We start from the raw sequence: 24,236 nt of genomic DNA, 5'->3' as shown, positions 1-24,236 counted from the left end.
AGTGACGGAGCGGGAAACCGCCCGTTCGTGGCTTCCTAGCTCAGCGCAGCACCTCGCGGTGCTCGTTGGCGTACGGCACGTGCTCGTCGATGCGTCCTTCCTGCAGCTTGTTGACCCACTCCGGGTCGGCGAGCAGCGCCCGTCCGACGGCGACGAGGTCGAACTCCTGATTCTCGTACTGCTGGAGCACGCGGTCGATGCCGACGGTGTTCGAGGCGCCGTCGGGGGAGAACGCCGTGGTGAACACCTTGTCGAGTCCGACCGAGCCGACCGTGATCGTCGGCAGCCCGGACAGCTTCTTCGTCCACCCGGCCAGGCCGAGCTTCCCGTCCGAGCCTTCGAGTTCGGCGAACGCGGGTTCCCAGTGCCTGCGGGTGGACGCGTGCAGCACGTCGACACCGGCGGCGACCAGCGGGTCGAGAACCTGCTCGAGCTCCGCGGGCGACTGCGCGATCCGCGCGTCGTAGTGGTTCGACTTCCACTGGGAGAAGCGGTAGACGATCGCGAAGTCCTCGCCGACCGCCGCGCGGATGGCCGCCACCACCTCGGAGGGGAACCGGGTCCGCGACTGCAGCGAGCCCCCGTAACCGTCCGAGCGCCGGTTGGTGCCCGCCCAGAGGAACTCGTCGAGCAGGTAGCCGTGCGCACCGTGCAGCTCGATGCCGTCGAATCCGACGTCCTTCGCGTTGACCGCGGCCGCGACCCAGGCCTCGCGCAGTTCGTCGAGGTCGCCGGTCGTCAGCGCCCGACCGCTCGGGGAGCCGTCGAGCGCGAGGCCGGACGGGCTGACGGTGGTCGCCTCCGGGTTGAGGCGGGGGGCCTCCCCGCGCTCGACCCCGAGATGCCAGAGCTGCGGGATGATCGCGCCTCCCTCCGCGTGCACGGCGTCGACGACGCCGCGCCAGCCGGCCAGGCTCTCGGTGCCGTAGAGGTGGGGTACCCGGGTGTGCGGGCCCGCGGCCGGGTCAGGGATGTAGGTCCCCTCGGTGATGATGAGGCCGACCCCACCCGCTGCGCGGCGACGGTAGTACTCCGCCACGTCCGCGCCCGGGATCCCGTCCGGCGAGAAGCCCCGGGTCATCGGAGCCATCGCGAAACGGTTCTTCACGTTCAGGGACTTGACCGCGAACGGTTCGAAGAGTCCGTCGACGGGCAGGGGGACGTGTGATTCGGTCATGACCCTGGGTAACTACGTGCAGGCGCAACTTATTCCGAGGGTGCTCGACACCCGGCTAGTCGAGGTCGCGCTCGCGGCTCTCGCGTTCGATCCGCTGCTGCTTGCCGATCCGGCGCTGTTCCTCGGCCCGCTCTCGGCACTGCCGCAGGAAGGCCTCGTCGTCGTCGGGATTCTGCGGGAGCTGCCTGCCGGGTCGGTCGTACTCGCTGTAGGCGGAGGGGTGCGGTCGCCCGCGCTGCGGTCGCGCGCCCTGTGGGCGGCCGAGGATCAGCCACAGCAGGGAGCCGACCGTAGGGATCAACAGCACGATCAGGATCCAGCCGATCCGGGGGAGGTGGCGTACCTCGTGGTCCTCGCAGGTGAGCACGTCGACGATGCAGAAGACCCACAGCGCCATCATCACGAGTCCGAAAGCCGCGTACGGCATGAAAAATGTCCTCCCCAGTCCAGTACGGCGCCCTGTTGCGCCGCGTCACCCGGCCGCGCGCGCATGGCTGCGGTGCCGGGATGACCCCCGCGGGGAGAATATGTGTTGAGGGCGCCGATTCGTGAGCTTTGCTCAGATTGTGATCCCGGTCATCCCTCGTCGAGGACGATCCACTCACCGAAGGGCGGCGGGCCCTCACCGTGGACCTTGATTCGCTGCTCGGTGGCATCGGGGTGTTTGACGTGCATCCACTCATAGCCGTGCAGGACGTGTTCCTCGGCCGCGGATTCGTCGACCACCACCATGTCGCCGTTGGCGCGCTGCTCGAACGCGAATCCACTCTCGGGCGCGATGACCCACCACGTCTGATTGCCCATGACCTCGAGTCCCATCCGGGAGAAGTTGTGCGGACAGGTCAGACGTTACCGCCGATCGACACCGGGCGGGCGTCCCGATTCGGCGTCGAAGGGCCGATACGCTGCGGCGACGCCGCAACAGGTGTTGCTAGAGATACTAATGTGACTGGCGACACCAGAGTGATTGTGATGGAATGGCCGAACCACCCAGGTCACCGTGGCCCCTCGTCGGCAGTCGGGGCGTGCCGGTGACGACAGCAATCAGTGATGTGAGGGCGTCGTGCAGGTTTCCCGTCGAGAACTCTTCAAGTACGTGGCCGCCGGATCCGCCGCTCTTGGCGTCACGGCGCTCGGATCCAATTCCCTGCTCGCGCAGGCCTCTCCGAACCTCGGCACCCTGATCGACTACGCGGGCGGGGTTCCGTCCGCGGAGGCCATCCTCGCCGCCGGACACGTCGGGGCCATCCGTTACGTCTCGGACCGTCGGCCAGGGGCGGAGTGGATGGAGGGCAAGCCGATGCTGGAGGCGGAGGCGACAGCACTCGCCGAGTCCGGGCTGGAGGTCGTCTCCTGCTACCAGTTCGGCAAGGCGGACACCGCGGACTGGCGCGGCGGGTTCGATGCGGGCGTGGAGCATGCCGAGCGCGGTCTCGAGCTGCACCTGGCCGCGGGCGGTCCGGAGAACCGGCCGATCTACGCGTCCATCGACGACAACCCGAGCGAGGACGACTTCACCGAGCTGATCGCCCCGTACATCCAGGGTTGGGAATCGGTTGTCGGGCACGAGAACACGGGCGTCTACGCGAACTCCCCGACCCTCGACCTGCTGGTGGCCGAGGGCCTGGGCGCGTTCTACTGGCAGCACAACTGGGGCACGCCGTCGGGTTTCGTGCATCCCGAGGCGCATCTGCACCAGTACGAGATCGACAAGCGAGCCGTCGACGGTGTCGGCATCGACCTCAACGCGATCCTCAAGGCCGACTACGGCCAGTGGTCGCTGGCCTGACCGAACGCCGCGCCCCTGCGATGCGGGGCGCGGCGGAGTGCTGGGGCGGTCAGCAGGCCGGCTTGGCGATGTTGTAGATCTGCTGTGCCTGGTCCGGGGTGGCCTTGACGCCGTTGTTCTCGGCCCTGGTCTCGAGGCCGGCGACGATCTCCTGCTCGGACTGGCCTGCGTCGATGTCGGCGCAGGTTTGCGCCAGGATGTCTTCGATGGCGTCGTCGTCGCGGCCCGCTGCTAGATCGGGATTGGCGACCTTGAACGCGGCGGTGAAGGTCGCGACCTTCGCGCTGTCGAGGGCGCCCTTGGCCTTCGAGACGGCGGTGCTGGCCGCGGCGTTCGCCGAGGACATGGCGCCCTCAGCGGCGTTGGCGGCGGAGGTCATGGCGCTTCCCGCGGCGCCTGCGGCGGACGACATCGCGGCCGATGCCTTGTCCTTGGCGGTCTGGGTGTTGTCGGTGGCTTCGTCGGAACTACAGCCGGTGAGGGCGAGCGCGAGGGCGGCGGTGGAGGCGGCGAGCACTGCAGCTGCTTTTCTCATGCGGTCGAGCCTAGCCGCGACGGCGGGGGATTCGGCGCAAGACGAGCGCAGTCCGATCACGACTCGATGACAGACTTCTCGCATGGGTATCGGTCGCTACGCCGCACTGCTGGCACGCAGGCCGGTGCGCAGGCTGATCCTAGTCGGGATGATCGCGCGGCTGCCGCACTCCGCGGCCGGGCTGATCCTCACCCTGCACGTCGTGCAGACCCTCGGCAGGGGATACGCGGCCGCGGGACTCGCGGCGGCGGCGCTGACCATCGGCATCGCGGTCGGCTCGCCCTGGCGCGGCAGGCTGATCGACCGGATCGGGCTGCGAAGAACCCTGCTGCCCTCCGTGATCGCCGAGGGCGTGCTGTGGCCGATCGTCGCCTTCGTGCCCTACCAGGCACTGATCCCGGTCGCCTTCGTCTGCGGGGCCTTCGCACTGCCGATCTTCACGGTGGTCCGCCAGAGCATCAGCGTGCTGGTCGGCGAGGCGGATCGGCGGACCGCGTACGCCCTCGACTCGATCGGCACCGAGCTGGTGTTCATCGTCGGCCCGGCGACAGGGGTATTCCTCGGCACTCACTTCAGCACCCGGTACACCCTCATCGCGATAGGCGTGTCCGTCGTGGTTGCCGGTCTGTTCCTGATGTGGTTCAACCCGCCGACCCGCAGTGAGACCCCCGCCGTCGCGGCAGGAGCCGAGGCGGCGGTCGCACCCGCGGTTGACGACGCGACGGCCGCCACTCTCAGCGCCGCGACGCGCCCCGGCTGGCTCACCGCCGCCGCCGTCGGCGTGTTCGCCGCCTCGGCGGGAGCCACCTTGATCCTGGCGGGCACGGACGTCGGCATCCTGGCCGCGCTGCGGGCGAGCGGGGAGGTGCAGTCCCTCGGTGTCGTGTTCTTCTTCTGGTGCGTGTCGTCGATCGTGGGCGGGCTGATCTATGGCGCGATGCATCGCCCCGTGAGCCCGGCGCTGCTGCTGTTCCTACTCGGCCTGTTCACGCTCCCGATGGCCTTCGCCACCTCGACCTTCACACTGGCGGCCCTCGCCATCCCGGCCGGGCTGTTCTGCGCGCCGGTGATGGCGGCGACGGGCGAGGCGATCGCGGACCTGGTTCCGGAGGACCGGAGGGGCGAGGCTATGGGTTGGCAGGGGACCTCGTTCACTCTCGGCGGCGCGGTCGGTTCGCCCCTTGCCGGTGCGATGGTCGACCGTGCCGGACCGGCGGCCGGGTTCACCGCCGTCGCGGTGGTGGGCATGGCGATCGGATTGGCGGGGTACGTGGCCAAGCTATGGGTCGCGGCCGCGCGGGCCGGCCGACACGACCACGTGTGAGCATCGTAGGTCGGGCCCGCTGCCGGTAGCGTCAGCGGAACCATTCGAGAGAGGACAGACGTGGAACAACTCATCAACATCGTGTACGCCCTCGCGGCGAACATCTACGACCGCGTGTCGAGCGGATCCGTGGCCCCTCAGGAACCGCAGAACCCCTAGTGCGCGACGCGCCCTAGGCGCCGCCCACCGCGGAGAGCCACTGGCGGGCCTCGTCCGGAAGTCCTCCGGACGACTCCGCGGCGCGGCACCATTTCTTGGCCATCTTCAGGAACTTCATCGGGTTGTAGACGTCTTCCTCGCAGGACCACAGCCCGTCGCCCGCGTAGTGCAGGATCGTCAGGTTCGAGGCCTCGTGGAGCGTGCCGTCGCCGGGATCACGCATCGGATTGCGGATCTCGCAGATCACCCAGCCGCGCTCCTCGTCGATCGTGTGCCAGGCCGCGGGGAACTCCGTCATGTGGCTGCCGGGGAAGCTCGTCATCGTCCGCACCACCCACTCCCGGATCTGTTCCCGGCCAATGAAGTTCCCGTAGGCGTGCTCGATGTAGGTGGCGTCCTCGGTGAACATGTCGGCGAAGAGGTTCCAGTCGCCCGTCGCGGTGGCCTTCTCAACCGTGCGCTGGTAGCCCTCGAAGGCCGACTCCAGTTCAGCCCTCGTCCACGTCCGGTTGTCGGTCTTGTCCGCCTCGGTCACGTGCATCCTCCGTCGAATCGTGTTGTGCGGCTGTCTGTTTCTGGTTGATGCAGCTCAGGTCTGGGTGTGCGACATCGGCGACACCGCGAGTCCGGGCTCTTCCGCCAGCACGTGCAGCGGGCGGTCGCTCGGGCTCGTGGCGTCGGCACGCCAGGACAGCACCGACCACTTCGACAGTCCGGACAGCGCCGAACCCAGGCTGCCGAACGAGCCGGTGGACAGGGCGGAACCGGCCGAGCCGATGGAGCCTATCGAGAGGATCGAGCCGACGCTGCCGATCGAGAGAATCGAGTAGGCCGAGCCGATCGAGAGGATGGAGCCCTCGGATCGGATGGACAGGATCGAGCGTCGCGAGTGCACGGACTTCACCGAGTGCGGTACGGAGGCCATCGCTGAGGTTTACCACAGGGCCGGACAAAGCAGAAGGGCCCCTTCGCGATGCGAAAGGGCCCTTCTGGGATGGCTGGTGACTTACGGAACGACAACCATTCCGACGGTCGGCAGGAAGCTGCAGGTGATCGGTGCGGCGCCCTCGGCCTGGGTGGTGAGGGAGCCGGAGATCACCGCGAGAACGCGGCCGCGACCGGTGTCGGCGATGGCGGACAGGGTGGCCGGTCCGTCCGGGTTGATCTTCGACTCGGACGTCAGGTTCTGAGTCGCCGACTTCTGGTTGTCGATGTTGACCCAGCTGACGGTGAGCGGGACCGGCTGCACGTCGGCGGGCTTCTTGGTGCCCAGCGCGGTGAAGACGAACCCGGCCTGGCCGGCCTTCGGTCCCGGAGGGGGCAGGTGCGCGGGGCCGGGGACGGCCAGCGCGGTACCCACCGAGTCGGCGGTGGCCGAGATGCAGCCCTTGCCGAGGGTCGGGTAGAGGAACTGGGCGATCACGGGGCCGCTCTCCGGCGGGAGCTCCGGTCCGCCGCCGCCACTGCCGTCGAGGAAGGTGATGACCTTGGAGAGGGTCGCCTTCGTCGACTCGGGCAGGTTGGAGGACTCGAGCAGCGTGCGCGCCTGGGCGAGCAGGTCTGCCTGCGGTCCGCCTGCGATGTCGGACGGGCCTGCCGCGGCACCGATGATGGCCGGTGCCAGCGAGGCCAGAGCCTCGATGTTGAGGCCCTCGGGGAGCACGGGCGCGGGCTGCGCCACAGCGTTGGTCGGAGCAGCCAAGGCAGCGGCCGCGGCTATCGCTAGCGCGGTGATCGTTCTGCGCGGTCCTCGCGTACGAAGCACAGTCGTCCCATCCTTATTTTCTTCAAGCGTCGGTTGGCCTGCAGGCCCCCAGCGGTAACGAGGGGCCACTCTATGCAGGCCATCAGGCGGTTGTACAGCGCTTGCCGAGACAACCCTGTTATTTCTTTGTCACCCGAGAGTGACTCTGGGTCGGGAGTCTATGGCAATGCTGGCCGGATGATGCTTGCCCGGTGACCATATCGTGTGACTAGAGTGAAAATTGAGATTGTTGATGCAACTGTTATCCACAATTTTCGGGGAGGTTCAGCGGCCGCCGCGGCTGCCGTTAGGCTCGCTGTCGAACGCTTCGGGTTCCACCCGTCGGCCCACACCACACGGGAGAACGCGAGACGTGTCCGAGATGCCACCCGCACCCCAGACTCGGGATGCTCGCACCGATAGCCGGTCGGCGTCGATCCTTCGCTTCGCCCCGCTGCTGCTGGCGGTCTCCGTCGCGGTGCGGATGGCATGGGTGTTCCTGAGCCCGAACGGCATGAACCTGGTCGATCTGCACGTATATGTGGACGGCTCGGCCGCGCTGCTCAGCGACAACCTCTACGACTTCACCTACGCCGAGCTGACCCCGGACTTTCCGCTCCCGTTCACATACCCGCCGTTCGCGGCGCTGGTGTTCTTCCCACTGCACTATCTGCCCTTCCCGGTGGTGGGGGTGTGCTGGACGCTGCTCACCATCGCGGCGCTGTTCCTCGTGATCCGGATCAGCCTGGAACTGATCTACGGCGCGGCGGCGAGGGAACCCCGCTGGACCGCGGTCGCGCTGACCTGGACCGCCGTCGGAATCTGGACCGAGCCGGTTCGTACCACGCTCGACTACGGGCAGGTCAACGTGTTCCTGGTGCTCGGCGCCATGGTCGCCGTCCGCAGCACCCGGTGGTGGATCGCGGGCGGGCTGGTCGGCTTCATCGCGGGCATCAAGCTCACGCCCGCGATCACCGGCCTGTATTTCGTGGCGCGAAGGCGATGGAAGGCCGCCGTCTTCTCCGCGGTGGCGTTCGGGCTGACGGTGGCGGTCAGCTACCTCACGATCGGCCCGTCGGCGCGCGAGTACTTCGAACACCTGCTCGGCGATGCATCCCGCATCGGCCCGGTCGGGTCGGTGTGGAACCAGTCGGCGCGCGGTGCGTTGAGCCGAGTACTCGGCCATGACGTCGAGAGCGGCTGGCCGTGGCTGGTGGCGGTGGCGGTGGCGGCGCTGCTCGCCTTCTTCGCCTGGCGGGCGCTCGGGGCCGACGACAGGCTCGGCACCCTCGTCGTGGTGCAGCTCTTCGGGCTGTTGATCTCGCCGATCTCGTGGTCGCACCACTGGGTGTGGCTGATCCCGATGCTGATCTGGCTCGTACACGGACCGCTGGCGGAGCGGCTGGGGTCGAAGATCCTGGCCGGCTGCTGGCTGGCGTCGACCATCATCGGGGTGCCGTGGGTGCTGTCCTTCTTCCAGGACTCGATCTGGCTGATCTCGAGGCCAGCCGTGCTGGCCTGGCTGGGCGCCGTGAACGTCGTGGGCGCCGTCGCGTTCTACGCCTGGGTGATCTACGCCGGACGGCTCAGCCCTCGGCAGCCAGACGATCGATCTCCCGCGCAAGGCCCACGTCCAGATCGGTGATCCCGCCCATGGAGTGGGTGGCGCAGGTGAAGGTGAGCGTGCGCCAGCGGATGTCGATGTCCGGGTGGTGATCGCGGCTCTCGGCGGCCGCCGCGACCCGATCGACCAGCGCGATGGCGGCTGGAAAGGTCGGGCACTTCAGTGTTCGGGTGATCGAGGCGCCCGCCCGCTGCCAATCGGGGAGCGATCCCAGCGCGGCTTCGACCTCGGCGTCCGACAGCAACTCGGCCATGACAATGATGGTGCCATGCATGAAGCCCGGGCGGAAACGAATGCGGTGCGAGAGGTCGCGGCGGCGGCGATCATCGCCGGCGGTCGGCTGTTGCTCGCGCAGCGGGTCGCGCCGCCGGAACTGGCAGGCATGTGGGAGCTGCCCGGCGGAAAGATCGAGCCGGGGGAGACCCCGGCGCAGGGCCTGCGCCGCGAGCTCCGCGAGGAACTGGGTGTCGACACCGTGGTCGGCGACCGGATCGGGGTGGACGTGCCGCTGCCGAAGGGCATGGTCCTGCGCGCCTACCTGGTGTCGCTGTGTGACGGGACCCCGACCGCGTTGGAACATTCCGCGGTGCGCTGGGTGACCGGGCCGGAGCTCGCCGCCGCCGATCTGGTGCCGAACGACAGGGCGTGGCTGGCGGAGTTGATGGCGGTGCTGCACGCGGAATAGTTGTGGCGGCAGGCCGCCTCCATCGCGTGTCGCGCCCGGAAACCCGTTGTCCCCAGCCGTTTCCGTGCCACGCTGGTACTGATCATCGGCGTATCGAGGGGGAGGCGTCAGCCATGGGGTGATCCTCGGCTTGGTGGCGGCCTGTGCCGCCGCGCTGACACTGGGGGTGCCCCCCGCGGCGGCCGCCGAACCGCTGCCCGGTCCGACGCCGTTGGCGGACAATTGGTTCCAGGGGCCGGCCGATCTGTCGGGGTACGCGAAAGGGGACGTGATCCGCAGCCGTCCGGTGGAGGTCCGCTTCCCGGCGAACACTCCGTGGCCGGTGGTCAAGACCACCCAGCTGCTCTACCGCACCACCGATTCGTTCGGGGTGCCGGTGACCACGACGGCGACGGTGATGGTCCCCGATCGCCCGTGGACCGGACCGGGGGCCCGCCCGCTGCTCTCCCAGCAGCAGGCGATGGACGCCCTCGGTCTGGCGTGCAACCCCTCGGTGACCCTGCCCGCGGGAAAGTCCCAGGACCTGGCCCTCATCTCGCCGATGCTCGCGCTCGGCTATGCGGTCGTCGCCTCCGACTACCAGGGCCCCGAGATGGCCTGGATCGCCGGACGACAGACCGCACACGGCGTGCTCGACGGCATTCGTGCCGCGCAACGCTTTGAGCCGCTTGGGCTCTCGCAGTCACCGGTCGTCATGTACGGCTACTCGGGCGGCGGGCACGCGACCGCATGGGCGGCCGAACAGAAGTCCACCTACGCGCCGGAACTCAATGTCATCGGTGTCGCCGAGGGCGGGGTCCCCGGCGACCTGGCCGGGCTGAGCGAGAAGCAGCCGGCCGTCGGTTTCACCGCCTGGGGCACCCTGCTCGGGTTGTCGAGGGAGTTCCCGGACAAGGTCAGGCCGCAGGAATACCTCACCCCAGAGGGGATCGAGTTCGCCAATACGCTCACCGACGGGTGCCTGACGGACCTGCTCGGCAAGACCAAGGGCATCAGCCTCGCCCAGTGCTCGAAGGTGGGCGACATCCTCACCATCCCGAGCGTCGAGGCCGCCATCGAGGAGAACTCGCTGGCACGCACCGCCGCCACGCCGGACATGCCGCTGTTCGTCTTCCATGACACCAAGGACGTGCTGATCCCGGACCGGGGGATGACCGGAGTGGTCCGTGAGTACTGCAACCGCGGGGTCGACGTCCAGTACGCCCCCGGACTTGGCGTCGATCATGTCGGTGGGGCCTTTGTCGGGATGCCGCCCGCCTACAAGTGGCTCGACGACCGCGTCGTCGGCCGTCCGACAACGCCGAACTGCTGATCCGGGCGACGCGCGACGGGGAGGGGCTCAGGAGGCGCGTGCCTTCTTGAGCCCCTTCTTCAGGTCCTTGCCCGTGACGCCCTCGTTCTCGAGTTTCTTCATCCGCATGATGACGACGGGACACTTGAGGCACCGCGTCTTGCTGCGGCAGCACTTCTTCTTCGGCTTGAGGCTCGAGACCTTCTTCGCCTTGACCTTGCCCATGTCGGCTCGGCCCTCCTGCCCGGTCGGATACCGGATCGTCCCGGCCTACCCGAGGTTAGCTTGCCCTCACGAATCGGCCCGGCGCAGGCGCGTGCCGCGGTCGGGCTCGGCGGCCCGCTCGCTCGGTCCTTGTGGTTGACCGAGTAGCAGATCCAGGGTGATTCACAACTCGTTTTCGGCGGAATTGCCGCGGGCGGGTAGTATCTAGCTGGCCGCAATGCCTGCACAGGTCGTCCTGTGCTGATGGATTCGCATTCGCGACGCGGCCGCCCGAGCCGTGCGAGCCTAGGTTTCGCGTGGCTGAATCAAGCCAGCCAGGAGACCGCAGCGTGCCCAGCACCACCTTCCGCAATGTTGCCATCGTCGCACACGTCGACCATGGCAAGACCACCCTCGTCGACGCCATGCTCCGGCAGTCCGGCGCCTTCGCCGAGCGTGCCGAACTGGTCGACCGCGTGATGGACTCCGGTGACCTGGAGCGCGAAAAGGGCATCACCATCCTCGCGAAGAACACCGCCGTGCATAAGCACAACGAGGACGGTTCGATCACGGTCATCAACGTGATCGACACCCCCGGCCACGCCGACTTCGGTGGCGAGGTGGAGCGCGGCCTGTCCATGGTGGACGGCGTTGTGCTGCTCGTCGACGCCTCCGAGGGCCCGCTGCCGCAGACCCGTTTCGTGCTCCGCAAGGCGCTCGCCGCCTCGCTGCCCGTCATCCTCGTCGTCAACAAGACCGACCGTCCCGACGCCCGCATCGAGGAGGTCGTCTCCGAGAGCCACGACCTGCTCCTCGACCTGGCGTCCGATCTGGACGACGAGGCCGCCGAGGCAGCCGAGCTCGCCCTCGACCTGCCGGTGCTCTACGCCTCCGGCCGTGAGGGCAAGGCCAGCAAGGTCCAGCCCGAGAACGGCCAGGCCCCCGACGCCGAGAACCTCGACGCGCTGTTCGAGGTCCTGATGGAGAACGTCCCGGCACCCAAGGGCACCGTCGACGCGCCGCTGCAGGCGCACGTCACCAACCTCGACGCCTCCGCCTTCCTCGGCCGCCTGGCCCTGGTCCGCATCCACAACGGCGAGCTCCGCAAGGGCCAGACCGTCTCCTGGATGCGCGAGGTCGACGGCGAGCCCGTCGTCACCAAGACCAAGATCACCGAGCTGCTGCAGACCGTCGGCGTCGAGCGTCAGCCCGGAGAGGTCGCCGTCGCCGGTGACATCGTCGCGGTCGCCGGCTTCCCCGACATCATGATCGGCGACACCCTCGCCGACCTGGAGAACCCGGTCGCGCTGCCGCGGATCACCGTCGACCAGCCCGCCATCTCGGTCACCATCGGCACCAACACCTCGCCGCTCGTCGGCCGGGTCAGCGGCCACAAGCTGACCGCCCGCATGATCAAGTCGCGTCTCGATCAGGAGCTCGTCGGCAACGTCTCGCTCAAGGTCCTCGACATCGGTCGCCCGGACGCATGGGAGGTGCAGGGTCGTGGTGAGCTCGCGCTGGCCATCCTGGTCGAGCAGATGCGCCGCGAGGGCTTCGAGATGACCGTCGGCAAGCCGCAGGTGGTCACCCGCCAGGTCGACGGCAAGGTGCACGAGCCCTTCGAGGAGCTCACCATCGACAGCCCCGAGGAGTACCTCGGCGCCATCACCCAGCTCCTGGCGAACCGCAAGGGCAAGATGGTCCAGATGGCCAACCACGGTGCCGGCTGGGTCCGCATGGAGTTCATCGTCCCCTCGCGTGGCCTGATCGGTTTCCGCACCGACTTCCTCACCGAGACCCGCGGCACCGGCATCGCCAACGCCGTCTTCCACGGCTACGCGCCGTGGGCGGGAGAGATCCGCGCGCGCCACACCGGTTCGCTCGTCTCCGACCGCACCGGCTCGGTGACCCCGTTCGCGATGATCCAGCTCGCCGACCGCGGCACCTTCTTCGTCGAGCCCGGCGCGGACACCTACGAGGGCATGGTCGTGGGCATCAACCCGCGTCAGGAAGACCTCGACATCAACGTCACCCGCGAGAAGAAGCTGACCAATATGCGTCAGTCCTCCGCCGACGTGATGGAGACCCTGGCCAAGCCGATCAAGCTCGAGCTCGAGGGCGCCATGGAGTTCTGTGCAGGCGACGAGTGCGTCGAGGTCACCCCCGAGGTGGTCCGCGTCCGCAAGGTGCACCTGTCGCAGACCGACCGCGCCCGCGAGCGCTCGCGCAGCAAGTCCCGCGACAAGGCCGCGCTGTAGAGTTGCGCTTCGCGCCTGTGCGCGGTTGACGAGTCTGCGGACCCGTCAGCCGCGCACAGGCGTTTACAGCCGTAGATCGAAAGGGACGTGCGAGTGCATCGAGCGGGACGACGAACCCGACAGATCCTGCCGATCGCGACAGCCCTTGTCGCCGGCCTGATGCTGGCGGGCTGCACCGCGAACCCGCCGCCGCCGGTGGAGAGCACCGACAGTCCCAAGCCGACGACGGCGGTGCCCACCAAGAACACCGTCGTTGTCGCGATCGACGACGTGGGCCTCGGCTTCAATCCGCACCTGCTCTCCGACCAGTCGCCGGTCACGTCGGCGGTCAGCTCGATGGTGTTGCCGAGCGCCTTCCGTCCGGTCCCCAGCCCGACCCGGCCCGGCGGCACGGACTGGCTCCCCGACGAGTCCCTGCTGATCTCCGCGGACGTCACCTCCCAGAATCCCTTCACGGTCACGTACCAGCTCCGCAACGAGGCGCAGTGGTCCGACAGCGCGCCGATCGCCGCCGAGGACTTCCGCTACCTGTGGCGGCAGATGATCAGCCAGCCCGGCGTCGTCGACCCGGCCGGCTACGGCCTCATCACCGACATCGGCTCCTCGGGCGGCGGCAAGACCGTCACCGTCACGATGAGCTCGCCGTATCCGGCGTGGCGGGAGTTGTTCACGGACCTGCTGCCCTCGCACCTGGTGAAGGACTCGCCGGGCGGGTTCACCCGCGGACTGGCGGAGAACATCCCGGTGTCCGGCGCCGACTTCCACATCAAGTCCATCGACCGCGGCCGCGACGAGATCCTGCTCGAACGCAACGACCGGTTCTGGGGCAAGCCCGCGACCCCCGACCAGATCCTCATGCGTCGCGGTGGTTCGTCCGCGCAGTTGGCGGACTCGATCCGTTCCGGTGACGCCCAGGTCGCGCAGGTGCGGGGCAGCGGCCCGCTGCAGGCTCAGTTGGCCGCGATCCCCTCGGTGCGCGCCGCCGTCACCCCCGCGCCCCGGGTACTGGAGCTGACCTTGAACGGCAGGGTCCCCGCGCTCGCCGACCAGCGGCTGCGTCGCGGTCTGATGGGGCTGCTCAGCCCCGACCTGCTGGCCTCCGTAGGCACCCCGACCGGCGCGAACGCGACGCCGGCCCGAGCCCAGGTGCTGGCGCCGTCCGATCCGGGCTACGTCCCGACCGCGCCGCCCGCGCCGAGCCGCGAGCAGGCGCTCGGGTTGCTCGCCGAGGCGGGCTGGGTTCACACCCTCGTCGACGGCCCCGGTGAGACGGCGACGGCCAGGACCGCGAAGGACGGCGATCAGCTGGCCCTGGTGATCGGTGCGCCGGAGGGCGACGACTCCGCCATCGCGGTCGCGAACACGGCGGCCGACCAGCTCCGCGGCGCCGGGGTCGATGCCTCGGTGACGACGATGAGGCCGGACGAGCTGTACGGCAAGTCGCTCGTCGAGGGCGAGGTCGACGCCGTGGTCGGCTGGGCGCGCGCGGGCTCCGACCCGGCGACCTCGATGGCCTCCCGGTTCGCCTGCCCCCCGCCTGCGGCCCCGGCACCGTCCGGCGCAGGCGAGTCGACGGACGCCGAGCCCGACGTCGTGCCCGATCCGCTTGCCCCGAGCAATCTGTCGGGACTCTGTGACGCGGCCCTGCAGGCGGGCATCGACGAGGCGCTCCGCGGAACCGCGGACGTCGGACACGTGATCGCTCAGGCCGAGCCGAAGCTGTGGGATCTCGCCGCCGTGCTGCCCGTCCTGCAGGACACGACCGTGGTCGCGGCCGGGCCGGGCGTCCAGGGTGTTTCGCTGACCGGCGCGATCCAGGTCGGCATCTTCGCCGATGCCGCCGGCTGGTCAAGGAGCCCGCAGTGAGCGAACGTCGACTGCTGCTGGTGCACGCCCATCCCGACGACGAGACCCTCACCACCGGGGGCACCATCGCGCGGTACGCCGCCGAGGGCGCGCGGGTGACCGTGCTGACCTGCACGCTCGGCGAGGAGGGCGAGGTGATCGGTGAGCGGTGGGCGGGCCTCGTCGCGGACCGGGCCGATCAGCTCGGCGGCTACCGCATCCTCGAGTTGACCGAGGCGCTCGCGGCGCTGGGCGTCGACGGCCCCAGGTTCCTGGGCGGGGCGGGTCGCTGGCGGGATTCCGGCATGATCGGCACCCCGTCAGCCGCCAACCCGCGCGCGTTCGTGAACGCGGACCCCGAGGAGGCGGTCGAGGCTCTGGTCGCGGTGATCCGGGAGGTCCGTCCGCACGTGGTGGTCTGCTACGACCCGGACGGCGGCTACGGCCACCCCGATCACATCCAGGCGCACCGCTTCACGATGGCAGCGGCGTTGGCCGCGGGCACCGATATGTATCCGGCCGCGGGTCGGCCCTGGGAGCCGACGAAGGTGTATTGGACTGTCACCGAGGCGAACTCGTTGGCACAGGGGATCGAGTGCATCACCGAGATCCCGTCGTCGTGGCGGATTCCGGAGCCGGGGGAGTTGCCCTGTGTGCTCGACGAGACGGTGACCGCCGCGGTGGACGTGCGGGCTGTGCTCGAGGCCAAGCGGTCGGCGCTGACCGCGCACGCGACGCAGGTGACGGTGTCGGAGACCGGCTCGGAGTACGCGCTGTCGAACAACGTGGCGCAGCCGATCCTGGCCGAGGAACACTACGTTCTGGTGCGCGGCGCCCGCGGTGCGGTCGACGCCGACGGGCGCGAGCGGGACCTGTTCTCCGGCATCGCTTTCTAGCACGCGGCCGCCCCGAAGGCTTCCAGTCGCCCCACGGGGTGACCCGATCCGGGTTACCCTCGGTGTGCTTCATCAGTCGTACCTGAGTTTCTCGCACGTTGTATCCAGATCGATTGTCGATTTCCGGATCACGAAGGGATCAGCCCGATGGCGTTGCACAGGGTCACCGACAGGGGCGGGGACGCCCAAGACATCTACTCGACGCCGCTCAGCCGAGAAGTGTTGCCGAAGTACCAGATGCCGAAAGAAGCGTCGGACCCGCGGATCGCCTACGCACTGATCCACAGCGAACTCCAGCTGGACGGCAACTCCTCGCAGAACCTCGCGACGTTCTGCTCGACCTGGTCGGAGGACGAGGTCCACCGGCTGATGAACGACTGCCTCGACAAGAACATGATCGACAAGGACGAGTACCCGCAGACCGCGGAGATCGAGTCCCGGTGTGTGCACATGCTGGCGGACCTCTGGAACTCACCCTCCGGACGCGACACCATGGGCTGCTCCACGACCGGATCGAGCGAGGCCGCCATGCTCGGTGGGCTGGCCCTCAAATGGCGCTGGCGCGAGCGGCGGCAGGCGGAGGGCAAGCCCACCGACCGCCCGAACCTGGTGTGCGGGCCGGTGCAGATCTGCTGGGACAAGTTCGCCCGGTACTTCGACGTGGAACTGCGCCAGATCCCGCTCGAGCCCGGCGCGACGGGGATACGTCCGCACCAATTGCGGGAGTACGTCGACGAGAACACCATCGGTGTCGTCGCGATCCTCGGCGTGACCTACACCTGCGACTACGAGCCCGTCGAGGAGATCGCGGCGGAGCTGGACGCGATCATGGCGGACACCGGGCTGGACGTGCCCGTTCACGTCGACGCGGCCAGCGGGGGATTCATCGCCCCGTTCGTGCAGCCGGAGTTGTTGTGGGACTTCCGTATCCCGCGAGTGGCCTCCATCAACACCTCCGGTCACAAGTACGGACTGGCCCCGCTCGGGGTCGGCTGGGTGGTGTGGCGGTCGGCGGACCTGCTGCCCGAGGACCTGGTGTTCCGGGTGAGTTATCTCGGCGGCGACATGCCGACCTTCGCGCTCAACTTCTCCCGGCCGGGCGGCGAGATCGTCGCCCAGTACTACCTGTTGCTGCGCCTCGGCCGCGAGGGCTATCGCATGATCCAGCAGACGTGTGCCGAAACCGCCCAGGCCCTCGCCGAGGAGATCAAGACGATGGGGCCGTTCACCCTGCTCTACGACGGGACCGGCGGGCTGCCCGCGGTGTCCTACACCCTGACCGACCCGGCGACGGCGGGCTTCTCGCTGTACGACCTCAGCGATGAGCTGCGGAGGCGCGGCTGGCAGGTGCCCTCGTACCCGTTGCCCGCGAACCGGCAGGAGACAGTCATCCAGCGGGTCCTGGTTCGGCACGGGATCTCCCGCGATGTGATCTCCCTGCTGGCCGAGGACATCCGTCGATCGCTGGCGCGGCTGGCAGGGGGCACGCCGTCCGACGAGGCGCGGGAAGGGTTCCATCACTGACGGGGTTCGGGTTCCTCCCGAGGCATGGGGTCGGCTGTGACGGCCGACCCCAATCCGATTAGACTGTGATGTGGGTCATAGCCGGGTCGGGCTGACGGAAGGATGTCGATGTACAACTGGAGTGTTCAGAACGCGATCGTGGCATTCGTGGATTCGCTGCGCCCCTACTCGGAACAGCATCACGAGATGTACATGAACGCGCTGTACAACTTCGTCGACATGCAGAGTCACCTGCTCACGCTCCTCGGCTACCCGCCGGTGGGCTGAAGCCCCCGCCTACGATTGGTGCCATGACATCCGGCACCAGCCCCGCACCGACCGGGCGCCGCATCCTCGACTCGGCGATTCTCGGCCTGCTGATGTTCGACGGCGCGCTCACGGCCGTGCTGGCCGTGCTCTTCCTGCCCACCTACCTGGGTTCGGTGGCGTTTCCGATCAGCGCGCTCGCCGCGGGTGTCGTCAACGTGTTGCTGGTGCTCGGGGCCCGCACCGTCACCGACCGGGCATCGATGGCGGCGCTGCCGCTGGTCGGCTGGTTCCTCGGCTTCGTGCTGTGCATGTTCGGCGGTCCGGGTGGGGACGCCCTGTTGCTCGCGAGCCCGCTGACCCTGGTGCTGCTCGGACTCGCGGTGGTGCCCGCCGGGCTGCTCCTGCTGAGGTTCGCCTCCGAGGACGCCGTCGCGCGCGGCAACTCCGCCCGCCGGGCCTAGGAGCGGCGGGCGAATAGGAGGGTGTCGGCTACGGGGGCAGCAACCCCGCAGCCCGACCGGCGTCGGACAACATCGCCTCGACCATCGCCTGCGTGAGCCTGCCGGTGAAGGTGTTCTGCTGGCTGACGTGGAAGCATCCGAACACCTCCAGCGCGCTGCCGTCACCGGTCGGGGGCAGGACAATGTGGGCGCCGTGGCCGAACTTCGGCCGCGGCCGCGGTACCGCCCAGCCGGCGTCGGTCAGTGCGGGAAACAGTGCCTGCCAACCGAATCCGCCGAGCACGACCACCGACCGCAGGGTCGGCGAGAGCAGCCGCAGTTCCTCGTCGATCCAGCGGCGGCAGGTGTCCCGCTCGGTGGGCGTCGGCTTGTTGTCCGGGGGAGCGCAGTGCACGGGTGCGGTGACCCTGACCCCACGCAGCCGCAGGCCGTCGTCGCGGCTGACCGCGGTCGGTTGGTTCGCCAGCCCGACCGCGTGCAGCGCCGCGTACAGCACGTCGCCACTGCGGTCACCGGTGAACATCCGGCCGGTCCGGTTCCCGCCGTGCGCGGCGGGGGCGAGCCCGACGATCAACAGCGCGGCATCGGCCGGCCCGAACCCGGGAACGGGCCTGCCCCAGTAGGTCTCGTCGCGGAACGCGGCCCGCTTCTCGACGGCCACGCGCTCGCGCCACTCGACGAGCCGCGGGCAGCGTCTGCAGTTGACGAGCTCGCGGTCCATCTCGGCGAGGGTGGCATGGGCTTCCACAGATCCGACGGTACCCGCGGATGGTGCCAGGAGTTCGGAACTACCCGGAGCAGGGGATTGTGCCCTGGAGCGTCGGATCGAGGGCTTGGCGGACGAGGAAGATCGGGGCCGGGTGCTCGAGCAGTCCCGGGTTGGACTCCGGTGATGGATCGAACGATTTCCTGCCGTGCCCGATCAGGAGTCCAGGGCAGCCATCCTGTACGTACATGTTGCGGACCGACGTTCCGGGGGCGGCGTTCAGGGCCGAGTTGGTGTGCGGGGTGATGGTCCGGTCCGTCGTCGTCGCGATGACGGTGTAGTCGATCCCCGGGAAGGTCTCCTGATCGGCATTGAGAGTGGCCAGGAATGCCGATCCCGAAATCTGCTGCTGGCCGGCCTTCGATTCGCCCGCGAACCAGGCCGCGTTCTCGGAGGGATACAGGCCGCCGTAATCCGTCCCGTGGGTCGACGGCCCTAGCATGACCAGCGTGTGAACCTTGTTCGCCGACGGGCTCGCGCCGCCCTCGAACCGAAGATACTGGCGCGGCAGGGTGCCGCCCTGTGAGTGCCCCACGACGTCGACCTGCGTGGCGCCGGTGGCCTCGCGAACCTTCTCGATGAACCCGCCCAGCTCGAGTGCCGCGGCCTCGAGCGCGGTGTAGCCCCACCCGGTACGGCCGCTGGGGATGCCGGTGGGACCCAGGAAGTTCTGTGGGCCGAAGCCGTAGTTCAGTGCGAAGACGCAGTAGCCGTCGTTCTTGAGGGCCGCGACCAGCGGTCCCGGGGCTTGTTGCGGCTCGGACTGATCGCCCCAGCTCGCCTGCATGCCTCGCCCGGTACCGTGCACGAGCACGACCGGTCTGGGATGCCGCTGCGACGTGCAGTTCCAGTCGTTCGCACCGAGGAGTTGCCCCTGTTCGGGCTCCTGCCCACCGGCAGATCCAGGTGCCGAGGACTGGGCGGCGGCGGTCGCCGAGGGCGTGATCGCGGTGCCGAGGGCGAACATGGCAACGACTGCGAGGCTGGTCGCGACCGCGCGGAGCCGGTCGTTCACGTGAGTACTCCTGGGGCTGGGTGCGGGAAATGCGAGACAGTGCAGCCGTCATCTGTAACACCCCCGACGGGGTCGGCGCAGGAGAATGCCCCGTTCGGTCAGTCTGCCGCCGCTCGCACTCTGAGCGTCAGCACCTGGAACGGCCTCAGCGTCACCGTGATCGCGTCGCCGTCGACCGTCGCGCCGGTGGGGGCGGCCACCGGCCGTTCGAGCAGGTCGACCGTCTCGACGCCCGCGTGCGGGAAGTCCACGTCGATCAGCGCGGTCGATCTGGCGCCGGTGGATTCGTACAGCCGGACCACGACGTCGCCGCCGCGGTCCTCGGCGAGCTTGACGGCCTCCACCACCACCGCGGGATTCGACACCCGCAGGAGCGGTTCGACCGGCGCGCCACCCGTGATCGTGCGCGTCGGCAGGTTGATCCGATAGCCCTCGGCGACGGCGTCGCCGATCGTGGCACCCGGCCGGACGGAGACCCGCAACGTGTGTGCGCCCTGATCGGAGGTCGGGTCGGGGTACAGCGGCGCGCGCACTAGCGACAGACGCACCGTGGTGGTGCTGCCGCCGTCCTGCCGGGCGGAGCGTCCGATGTCGTGGCCGTAGGTGGCGTCGTTGGCCACCGCGACGCCGTACCCGGGCTCACCGACGTGCACCCAGCGGTGCGCGCAGATCTCGAACTTCGCGAAGTCCCAGGACGTGTTGGAGTGCGTCGGCCGGAAGACGTGGCCGAACTGTGTCTCCGCGGCGCTGCGGTCGGCGTGCACGTCGAACGGGAAGGCCAGCTTGAGCAGCTTCTGCCGTTCGTGCCAGTCGATCTCGTTGCTGATCTCCAGCGCGCGGGCGCCTGCGGCGAGCTCGAGCCGCTGCACGATTGTCGAGTCCCCGAACGACCTGCGCACCACAACGGAGTCGCCGTCACGATCGACGGAGTCGGGATCCCGCAGGTCGGTCACCGTGTGGCGATAGAACTCGTCGATGTCCCAGGCGTCCCACTGGTTCGGCACGTCCCGGTGCAGCTGGAGCAGGTTGCCGACCGCGCCGGGCGCGATGGCGTCGCGTCCGGTGTCGGCATCGGTCAGCGAGGTGATCAGGCCGTCGCGGTCGATCGTGACCCGGACGAGGCCGTTGTCGAGGACAAAACCCTTGCCGCGCCCGGTGATCCGGGTGGGGGCGGCCTCGGGGACGGCGGTCGCGATGCCGAGCGCGGGCACACCGTCGCGCGCCTGGGGGCTCGCGTTGAGGGTGAGGGTCGCCGAGCCCGCTCCGGTCAGTGCTCCCGCCGCGTCGGCGATGATCTCCTCCAGACCGGCCGCGACGGCGGCGTAGTTGCGTTCGGCGTCGCGGTGCACCCACGCGATGGAGCTGCCCGGCAGGATGTCGTGGAACTGCTGCAGCAGCACCAGATGCCAGAGCCGCTCGAGCTCGTCGTACGGATAGTGCGCGCCGGCCCGCACGGCGGCCGTGGTCGCCCACAGTTCCGCCTCGCGCAGGAGGTGCTCGCTGCGCCGGTTGCCCTGCTTGGTCCTGGCCTGCGAGGTGTAGGTCCCGCGGTGCAGCTCCAGATACAGCTCGCCGGACCACACGGGCGGGGTGGGGTACTCGGCCTCCGCCCGGCGGAAGAAGTTCGCGGGCGAGTCCAGCGTGACGGTGGGTGAGCCCTCGAGCGAACGGGTCCGTTCGGCCGCGGCCAGCATCTCGCGGGTCGGCCCGCCGCCGCCGTCGCCCCACCCGAACGGGACAAGGGACACCGTCCCCGCGCCCTGCTCCCGGTAGTTGCGCTGGGCGTGACCGAGGTCGTGTCCGGACAGGTCCGAGTTGTACTTGTCCACCGGGGGGAAGTGGGTGAAGACCTGGGTGCCGTCGATGCCCTCCCATCGAAAGGTATGGTGCGGCATCCGGTTCGTCTTGTTCCAGGAGATCTTCTGGGTGAGGAAGTACTGCGACCCCGACAGGCGGACCAACTGGGGCAGCGCGGCCGAATAGCCGAACGAATCGGGCAGCCAGACCTCTCGGGTGTCGACGCCGAACTCGTCGAGGAAGAACCGCTTGCCCGCCACGAACTGCCGCGCCATGGCCTCGCCGCCGGGCATGTTGGTGTCGGCCTCCACCCACATGCCGCCGACCGGGACGAACTGGCCGGCCGCGACCTTGTCTCGGATCCGTTCGAACAGCTCCGGATAGCCGTCCCTGACCCAGGCGAGCTGCTGCGCGGACGAGCAGGCGAACCGGAAGTCCGGGTGATCGTCCATCAGCGCAACGACATTGGAGAAGGTGCGGGCGCACTTTCGGATGGTCTCGCGCACCGGCCACAGCCAGGCCGAGTCGATGTGCGCGTGCCCGACGGCGATCAGGTTGTGCGCGCTGGCGTAGGCCGGTCGCGCCAGCACCTCGCGCAGTTGCTCGCGGCCGGCGGCGGCGGTGCCCGCGATGTCGTCCGGGTCGACGGTGTCGAGCATCCGCTCGAGGGCGCGCAGGATCTCGTGCCTGCGTGGCAGGTCGAACGGCAGCGCATGCATCAGGCCGCTGAGCGCCGCGATGTCCTGGGTCAGCTCCCACACCGTGCGGTCGCGAAGCGCGAAGTCGACCTGGCGGAGCTGGTAGATCGGTTCCTCGCCCGCGGTGTCCAGGTCGCCGAGGGTGGTGGGCTGGAAGCCGAAACTCCGTGCCACATCGGGATTCGCGGCCAGCTCGAGGTAGAGGTCGACCGGCCGGTGCGGATCAACCGGAAGATGGGTGTTGAACGGGGAGATCGCCTTGATGACGGTGCCGTCGGGGCGGTAGGCGAGCGCCTCGGCGTTGAAGCCGGGGCCGCCAGTGAAGCCGGGGTCGACCACCAGCTCCACCTCGACGTCGTCGCCCAGGCCCCGCCAGCGATCCGGCACGCGCCCGGTCACGTGGAGCCACATCGTCCCCCACGGCCTGCCCCAGCGGGTCCCGATCGCGATGGGCGCGAACTCCTGCCTCAGTGCCTCCGTGACAGGCACCGGCTCGCCCGGCACCTGCCACGCCGTGAGCTCGGCCGGGACGGTGTCCCGGTAGAGCGCCCCGCCGAGCCGCTGATCGACGAACCGCCGCAGCCGCTCCTCCACGATTTCGCGATCGTCGTGCATCGGTGTCCTCCGTGCGTCGATGAGGGGATCGGCTCAGATGTCGCGGGTCCAGATGTCCCCCGCGCCAGGGGTCACCGTCTCGATCAGGGCCCAGGCGCGGTCGGCGGGCAGATCGAGGACCTCGTAGTGGCCTGCCCCGGCCGGGGTGGCCGCCACCACGGTGGCGACGCCGGCGCGCCGCTGGAACCAGCTCTGCCGCACGGTCCATCCGATGATGCCGTCGGCCTCGAGGCTGGCCCGACTGCGGTCCAGCGAGCCGCTGCGGGTGATGAGCCATCCGGGCGGCGTGGCGTGACCGAGGCCCCGATAGCGGTCCCAGGCCAGCGCGGTGGCGGCCGCGGCCAGGGCCGCGAGGCCGGCCCACGCCTGCCACCCCAGCGGCACCCCCAGCGCCGTCGCGACCGCGGTCGCAACGGCCAGCGCTGCCACCGGGAGCAGTGCCCGGGTGTACCGGCGGCGTCTGGCGGCCGGGCCGTGTGGGGCGAGTTCCACGGGGGAGTGGTCGCCACCAAGGACGACGGCCGCCACCCGCTCGGCCTCGGCCCGCGGCGCCTGCGGCATCAGCAGGGTGGACTGTCCCTTGCCGGAGCTGATCCCGGTCATGATCGCGTCGAGGTGGGCGCCGCCCGCGGCCCGCAGCAGCAGCGGCTCGCGCAGCGAGGTCCCGCGCAGCCGGGCCCTGTCCAGGGTGGTCTGCCTGATCTTGAGCAGGCCGTGGCTGACGTGCAGCACCTTGCCGTTGTCGGTGACCCGGAGGTTGCCGAACGCGATGAGGTAGCGCACGCAGGAGAGCCCGCTCGCCACGACGATGAGCGCGACCAGCCCGAGCGCGACGGCGGCGGCGATGCCGAGGTGCTGCATGGAGTCGACTCCTCGACTCACCGCCGAGGAATCGGCGATCCGCTTGCCGAGCCCGTATTGGAAGGCGAGGCCGATCGCGGCGGCCACCGTCAGCACCCCGGTGACGGAGAACGGTGCGTAGCGGACCCAGGCGGGTGTCCAGTGCGCGATCTCCGTTTCTCGGCGCGGGGTACCCGCGTCCGCTCCCAGCTGCGCCGCCTCGGCATCGACGGGCGCCGCCGGTTCCCGGTGCCCGGCCAGCAGGGCCGCGCGCAGGGCGGGGACAAGGGCGGAATCGAGCGCGTTGAGTTCGAACCTCTTGGAGTCGCCGTGTCCGGACTGCTGGCCGGTGCCGATCCGGACGACGGACAGGCCCAGAACCCTGTGCAGTACACCGGATTCCACGTCGACCGAGCGGATCCTGTTGCGCGGAACCGAGAGCAGGTTCTTCTGGAACACCCCGGTGCGCAGCTGCACGTGGACCGGGCCGATCCGGTAACCGGTGGTGAACCAGCGCAGCAGCGCGTACGCCACCAGGACGGCGACGACGATCAGACCGAACGTGTGGTTGCCGCTCTGGGTGCCGACGACCAGTGAGATCAGCAGCACCGGTAGCAGTTTGACGACCTCGTCGACCGGATGGACGAGCAACATCCGCTTGTCGAGCCGCAGCCACGGCTGTTCCTGCTCGGCCGCCAACGCGGCTGCGCCCGAGGCCTCCGGTGGGGCGGTACCGGGCG

24 protein-coding genes are annotated in these 24,236 nt (G+C 69.3%); 11 read left to right on the top strand and 13 right to left on the bottom strand.

Annotated elements, in window-relative coordinates:
* Window positions 1-40: 40 nt before the first annotated feature.
* The 3 genes from C8K38_RS16895 to C8K38_RS16885 all read right to left on the bottom strand — a co-directional run bounded on the left by C8K38_RS16895 (window position 41) and on the right by C8K38_RS16885 (window position 1,996).
* The gene (locus tag C8K38_RS16895; protein WP_097212573.1) at window positions 41-1,177 is read right to left on the bottom strand and encodes an NADH:flavin oxidoreductase; all 1,137 of its coding nucleotides are present in this window, start codon (window positions 1,175-1,177) and stop codon (window positions 41-43) included.
* 55 nt (window positions 1,178-1,232) lie between these two features.
* The gene (locus C8K38_RS16890) at window positions 1,233-1,604 is read right to left on the bottom strand and encodes a PLD nuclease N-terminal domain-containing protein (RefSeq protein WP_097212572.1); all 372 of its coding nucleotides are present in this window, start codon (window positions 1,602-1,604) and stop codon (window positions 1,233-1,235) included.
* A 149-nt stretch (window positions 1,605-1,753) separates the two neighbouring features.
* Window positions 1,754-1,996, bottom strand: a complete 243-nt coding sequence (locus tag C8K38_RS16885; RefSeq protein ID WP_245221025.1) for a maltose regulon activator MalT — start codon at window positions 1,994-1,996, stop codon at window positions 1,754-1,756.
* Between the two features lie 244 nt (window positions 1,997-2,240).
* Here C8K38_RS16885 and C8K38_RS16880 point away from each other — a divergent pair, with 244 nt between their 5' ends.
* Window positions 2,241-2,966, top strand: coding sequence for a DUF1906 domain-containing protein (locus tag C8K38_RS16880; protein WP_097212571.1), 726 nt, complete (start codon window positions 2,241-2,243; stop codon window positions 2,964-2,966).
* A gap of 49 nt (window positions 2,967-3,015) precedes the next feature.
* On the opposite strand, the gene C8K38_RS16875 is transcribed toward C8K38_RS16880, so the two are convergent.
* Complete coding sequence (locus C8K38_RS16875) at window positions 3,016-3,501, bottom strand: hypothetical protein (RefSeq protein ID WP_143548482.1); 486 nt, start codon at window positions 3,499-3,501, stop codon at window positions 3,016-3,018.
* A gap of 82 nt (window positions 3,502-3,583) precedes the next feature.
* Here C8K38_RS16875 and C8K38_RS16870 point away from each other — a divergent pair, with 82 nt between their 5' ends.
* On the top strand, window positions 3,584-4,825 hold the full coding sequence (locus tag C8K38_RS16870; RefSeq protein ID WP_097212569.1) for an MFS transporter: 1,242 nt from the start codon (window positions 3,584-3,586) through the stop codon (window positions 4,823-4,825).
* A 172-nt stretch (window positions 4,826-4,997) separates the two neighbouring features.
* On the opposite strand, the gene C8K38_RS16865 is transcribed toward C8K38_RS16870, so the two are convergent.
* The 3 genes from C8K38_RS16865 to C8K38_RS16855 form a co-directional block, all read right to left on the bottom strand.
* Window positions 4,998-5,525: a nuclear transport factor 2 family protein gene (locus C8K38_RS16865; RefSeq protein WP_097212568.1), complete on the bottom strand. Its 528-nt coding sequence runs from the start codon at window positions 5,523-5,525 to the stop codon at window positions 4,998-5,000.
* Between the two features lie 48 nt (window positions 5,526-5,573).
* The gene (locus C8K38_RS16860) at window positions 5,574-5,909 is read right to left on the bottom strand and encodes a hypothetical protein (protein ID WP_097212567.1); all 336 of its coding nucleotides are present in this window, start codon (window positions 5,907-5,909) and stop codon (window positions 5,574-5,576) included.
* An 81-nt stretch (window positions 5,910-5,990) separates the two neighbouring features.
* Complete coding sequence (locus C8K38_RS16855) at window positions 5,991-6,749, bottom strand: Rv1157c family protein (RefSeq protein ID WP_097212566.1); 759 nt, start codon at window positions 6,747-6,749, stop codon at window positions 5,991-5,993.
* Window positions 6,750-7,110: 361 nt separating this feature from the next.
* On the opposite strand from C8K38_RS16855, the gene C8K38_RS16850 reads away from it, so the two are divergent.
* Window positions 7,111-8,373, top strand: coding sequence for a mannosyltransferase (locus C8K38_RS16850; protein WP_097212629.1), 1,263 nt, complete (start codon window positions 7,111-7,113; stop codon window positions 8,371-8,373).
* Here the strand turns inward: C8K38_RS16850 and C8K38_RS16845 are convergent.
* Window positions 8,315-8,605, bottom strand: coding sequence for a 4a-hydroxytetrahydrobiopterin dehydratase (locus C8K38_RS16845; RefSeq protein WP_097212630.1), 291 nt, complete (start codon window positions 8,603-8,605; stop codon window positions 8,315-8,317). The two genes, C8K38_RS16850 and C8K38_RS16845, sit on opposite strands and share 59 nt — an antisense overlap.
* 15 nt (window positions 8,606-8,620) lie before the next feature.
* Between C8K38_RS16845 and C8K38_RS16840 the strand changes: the two genes are divergently transcribed.
* A complete protein-coding gene (locus C8K38_RS16840; RefSeq protein WP_097212565.1) occupies window positions 8,621-9,037 on the top strand; it encodes a (deoxy)nucleoside triphosphate pyrophosphohydrolase in 417 nt (138 codons plus the stop codon).
* A 118-nt stretch (window positions 9,038-9,155) separates the two neighbouring features.
* Window positions 9,156-10,349 (top strand): lipase family protein, encoded by a 1,194-nt coding sequence (locus tag C8K38_RS16835; protein ID WP_097212564.1) that lies wholly within the window; start codon window positions 9,156-9,158, stop codon window positions 10,347-10,349.
* Window positions 10,350-10,376: 27 nt separating this feature from the next.
* On the opposite strand, the gene C8K38_RS27225 is transcribed toward C8K38_RS16835, so the two are convergent.
* A complete protein-coding gene (locus tag C8K38_RS27225) occupies window positions 10,377-10,553 on the bottom strand; it encodes a hypothetical protein (protein ID WP_097212563.1) in 177 nt (58 codons plus the stop codon).
* Between the two features lie 329 nt (window positions 10,554-10,882).
* Between C8K38_RS27225 and typA the strand changes: the two genes are divergently transcribed.
* The 6 genes from typA (at window position 10,883) to C8K38_RS16810 (ending at window position 17,765) form a co-directional block, all read left to right on the top strand.
* A complete protein-coding gene (gene typA, locus C8K38_RS16830; protein ID WP_097212562.1) occupies window positions 10,883-12,790 on the top strand; it encodes a translational GTPase TypA in 1,908 nt (635 codons plus the stop codon).
* 159 nt (window positions 12,791-12,949) lie between these two features.
* Window positions 12,950-14,656, top strand: coding sequence for an ABC transporter family substrate-binding protein (locus C8K38_RS16825; protein ID WP_097212628.1), 1,707 nt, complete (start codon window positions 12,950-12,952; stop codon window positions 14,654-14,656).
* Window positions 14,653-15,531, top strand: coding sequence for an N-acetyl-1-D-myo-inositol-2-amino-2-deoxy-alpha-D-glucopyranoside deacetylase (gene mshB, locus C8K38_RS16820; RefSeq protein WP_097212561.1), 879 nt, complete (start codon window positions 14,653-14,655; stop codon window positions 15,529-15,531). The genes C8K38_RS16825 and mshB overlap by 4 nt, the downstream gene beginning before the upstream one ends.
* A 147-nt stretch (window positions 15,532-15,678) precedes the next feature.
* Window positions 15,679-17,055: a glutamate decarboxylase gene (locus tag C8K38_RS16815; protein ID WP_097212560.1), complete on the top strand. Its 1,377-nt coding sequence runs from the start codon at window positions 15,679-15,681 to the stop codon at window positions 17,053-17,055.
* 108 nt (window positions 17,056-17,163) lie between these two features.
* Window positions 17,164-17,322: a hypothetical protein gene (locus C8K38_RS27220; protein ID WP_179800604.1), complete on the top strand. Its 159-nt coding sequence runs from the start codon at window positions 17,164-17,166 to the stop codon at window positions 17,320-17,322.
* A 23-nt stretch (window positions 17,323-17,345) separates the two neighbouring features.
* Window positions 17,346-17,765: a hypothetical protein gene (locus C8K38_RS16810; protein WP_097212559.1), complete on the top strand. Its 420-nt coding sequence runs from the start codon at window positions 17,346-17,348 to the stop codon at window positions 17,763-17,765.
* A 28-nt stretch (window positions 17,766-17,793) separates the two neighbouring features.
* On the opposite strand, the gene C8K38_RS16805 is transcribed toward C8K38_RS16810, so the two are convergent.
* The 4 genes from C8K38_RS16805 to C8K38_RS16790 all read right to left on the bottom strand — a co-directional run bounded on the left by C8K38_RS16805 (window position 17,794) and on the right by C8K38_RS16790 (window position 24,150).
* A complete protein-coding gene (locus C8K38_RS16805) occupies window positions 17,794-18,486 on the bottom strand; it encodes a uracil-DNA glycosylase (RefSeq protein ID WP_097212627.1) in 693 nt (230 codons plus the stop codon).
* Between the two features lie 67 nt (window positions 18,487-18,553).
* On the bottom strand, window positions 18,554-19,546 hold the full coding sequence (locus C8K38_RS16800) for a lipase family alpha/beta hydrolase (RefSeq protein WP_097212558.1): 993 nt from the start codon (window positions 19,544-19,546) through the stop codon (window positions 18,554-18,556).
* A 98-nt stretch (window positions 19,547-19,644) separates the two neighbouring features.
* The gene (locus C8K38_RS16795; RefSeq protein WP_097212557.1) at window positions 19,645-22,656 is read right to left on the bottom strand and encodes an alpha-mannosidase; all 3,012 of its coding nucleotides are present in this window, start codon (window positions 22,654-22,656) and stop codon (window positions 19,645-19,647) included.
* A 33-nt stretch (window positions 22,657-22,689) separates the two neighbouring features.
* A complete protein-coding gene (locus C8K38_RS16790) occupies window positions 22,690-24,150 on the bottom strand; it encodes a PH domain-containing protein (protein WP_097212626.1) in 1,461 nt (486 codons plus the stop codon).
* Window positions 24,151-24,236: the final 86 nt, after the last annotated feature.

It is taken from the genome of Rhodococcus sp. OK611, from assembly GCF_003050885.1.
Lineage (GTDB): Bacteria > Actinomycetota > Actinomycetes > Mycobacteriales > Mycobacteriaceae > Rhodococcus_G > Rhodococcus_G oryzae.
The sequence above is the reverse complement of the archived record's forward strand: the minus strand, read 5'-3'. Positions and strand labels throughout refer to the sequence as shown.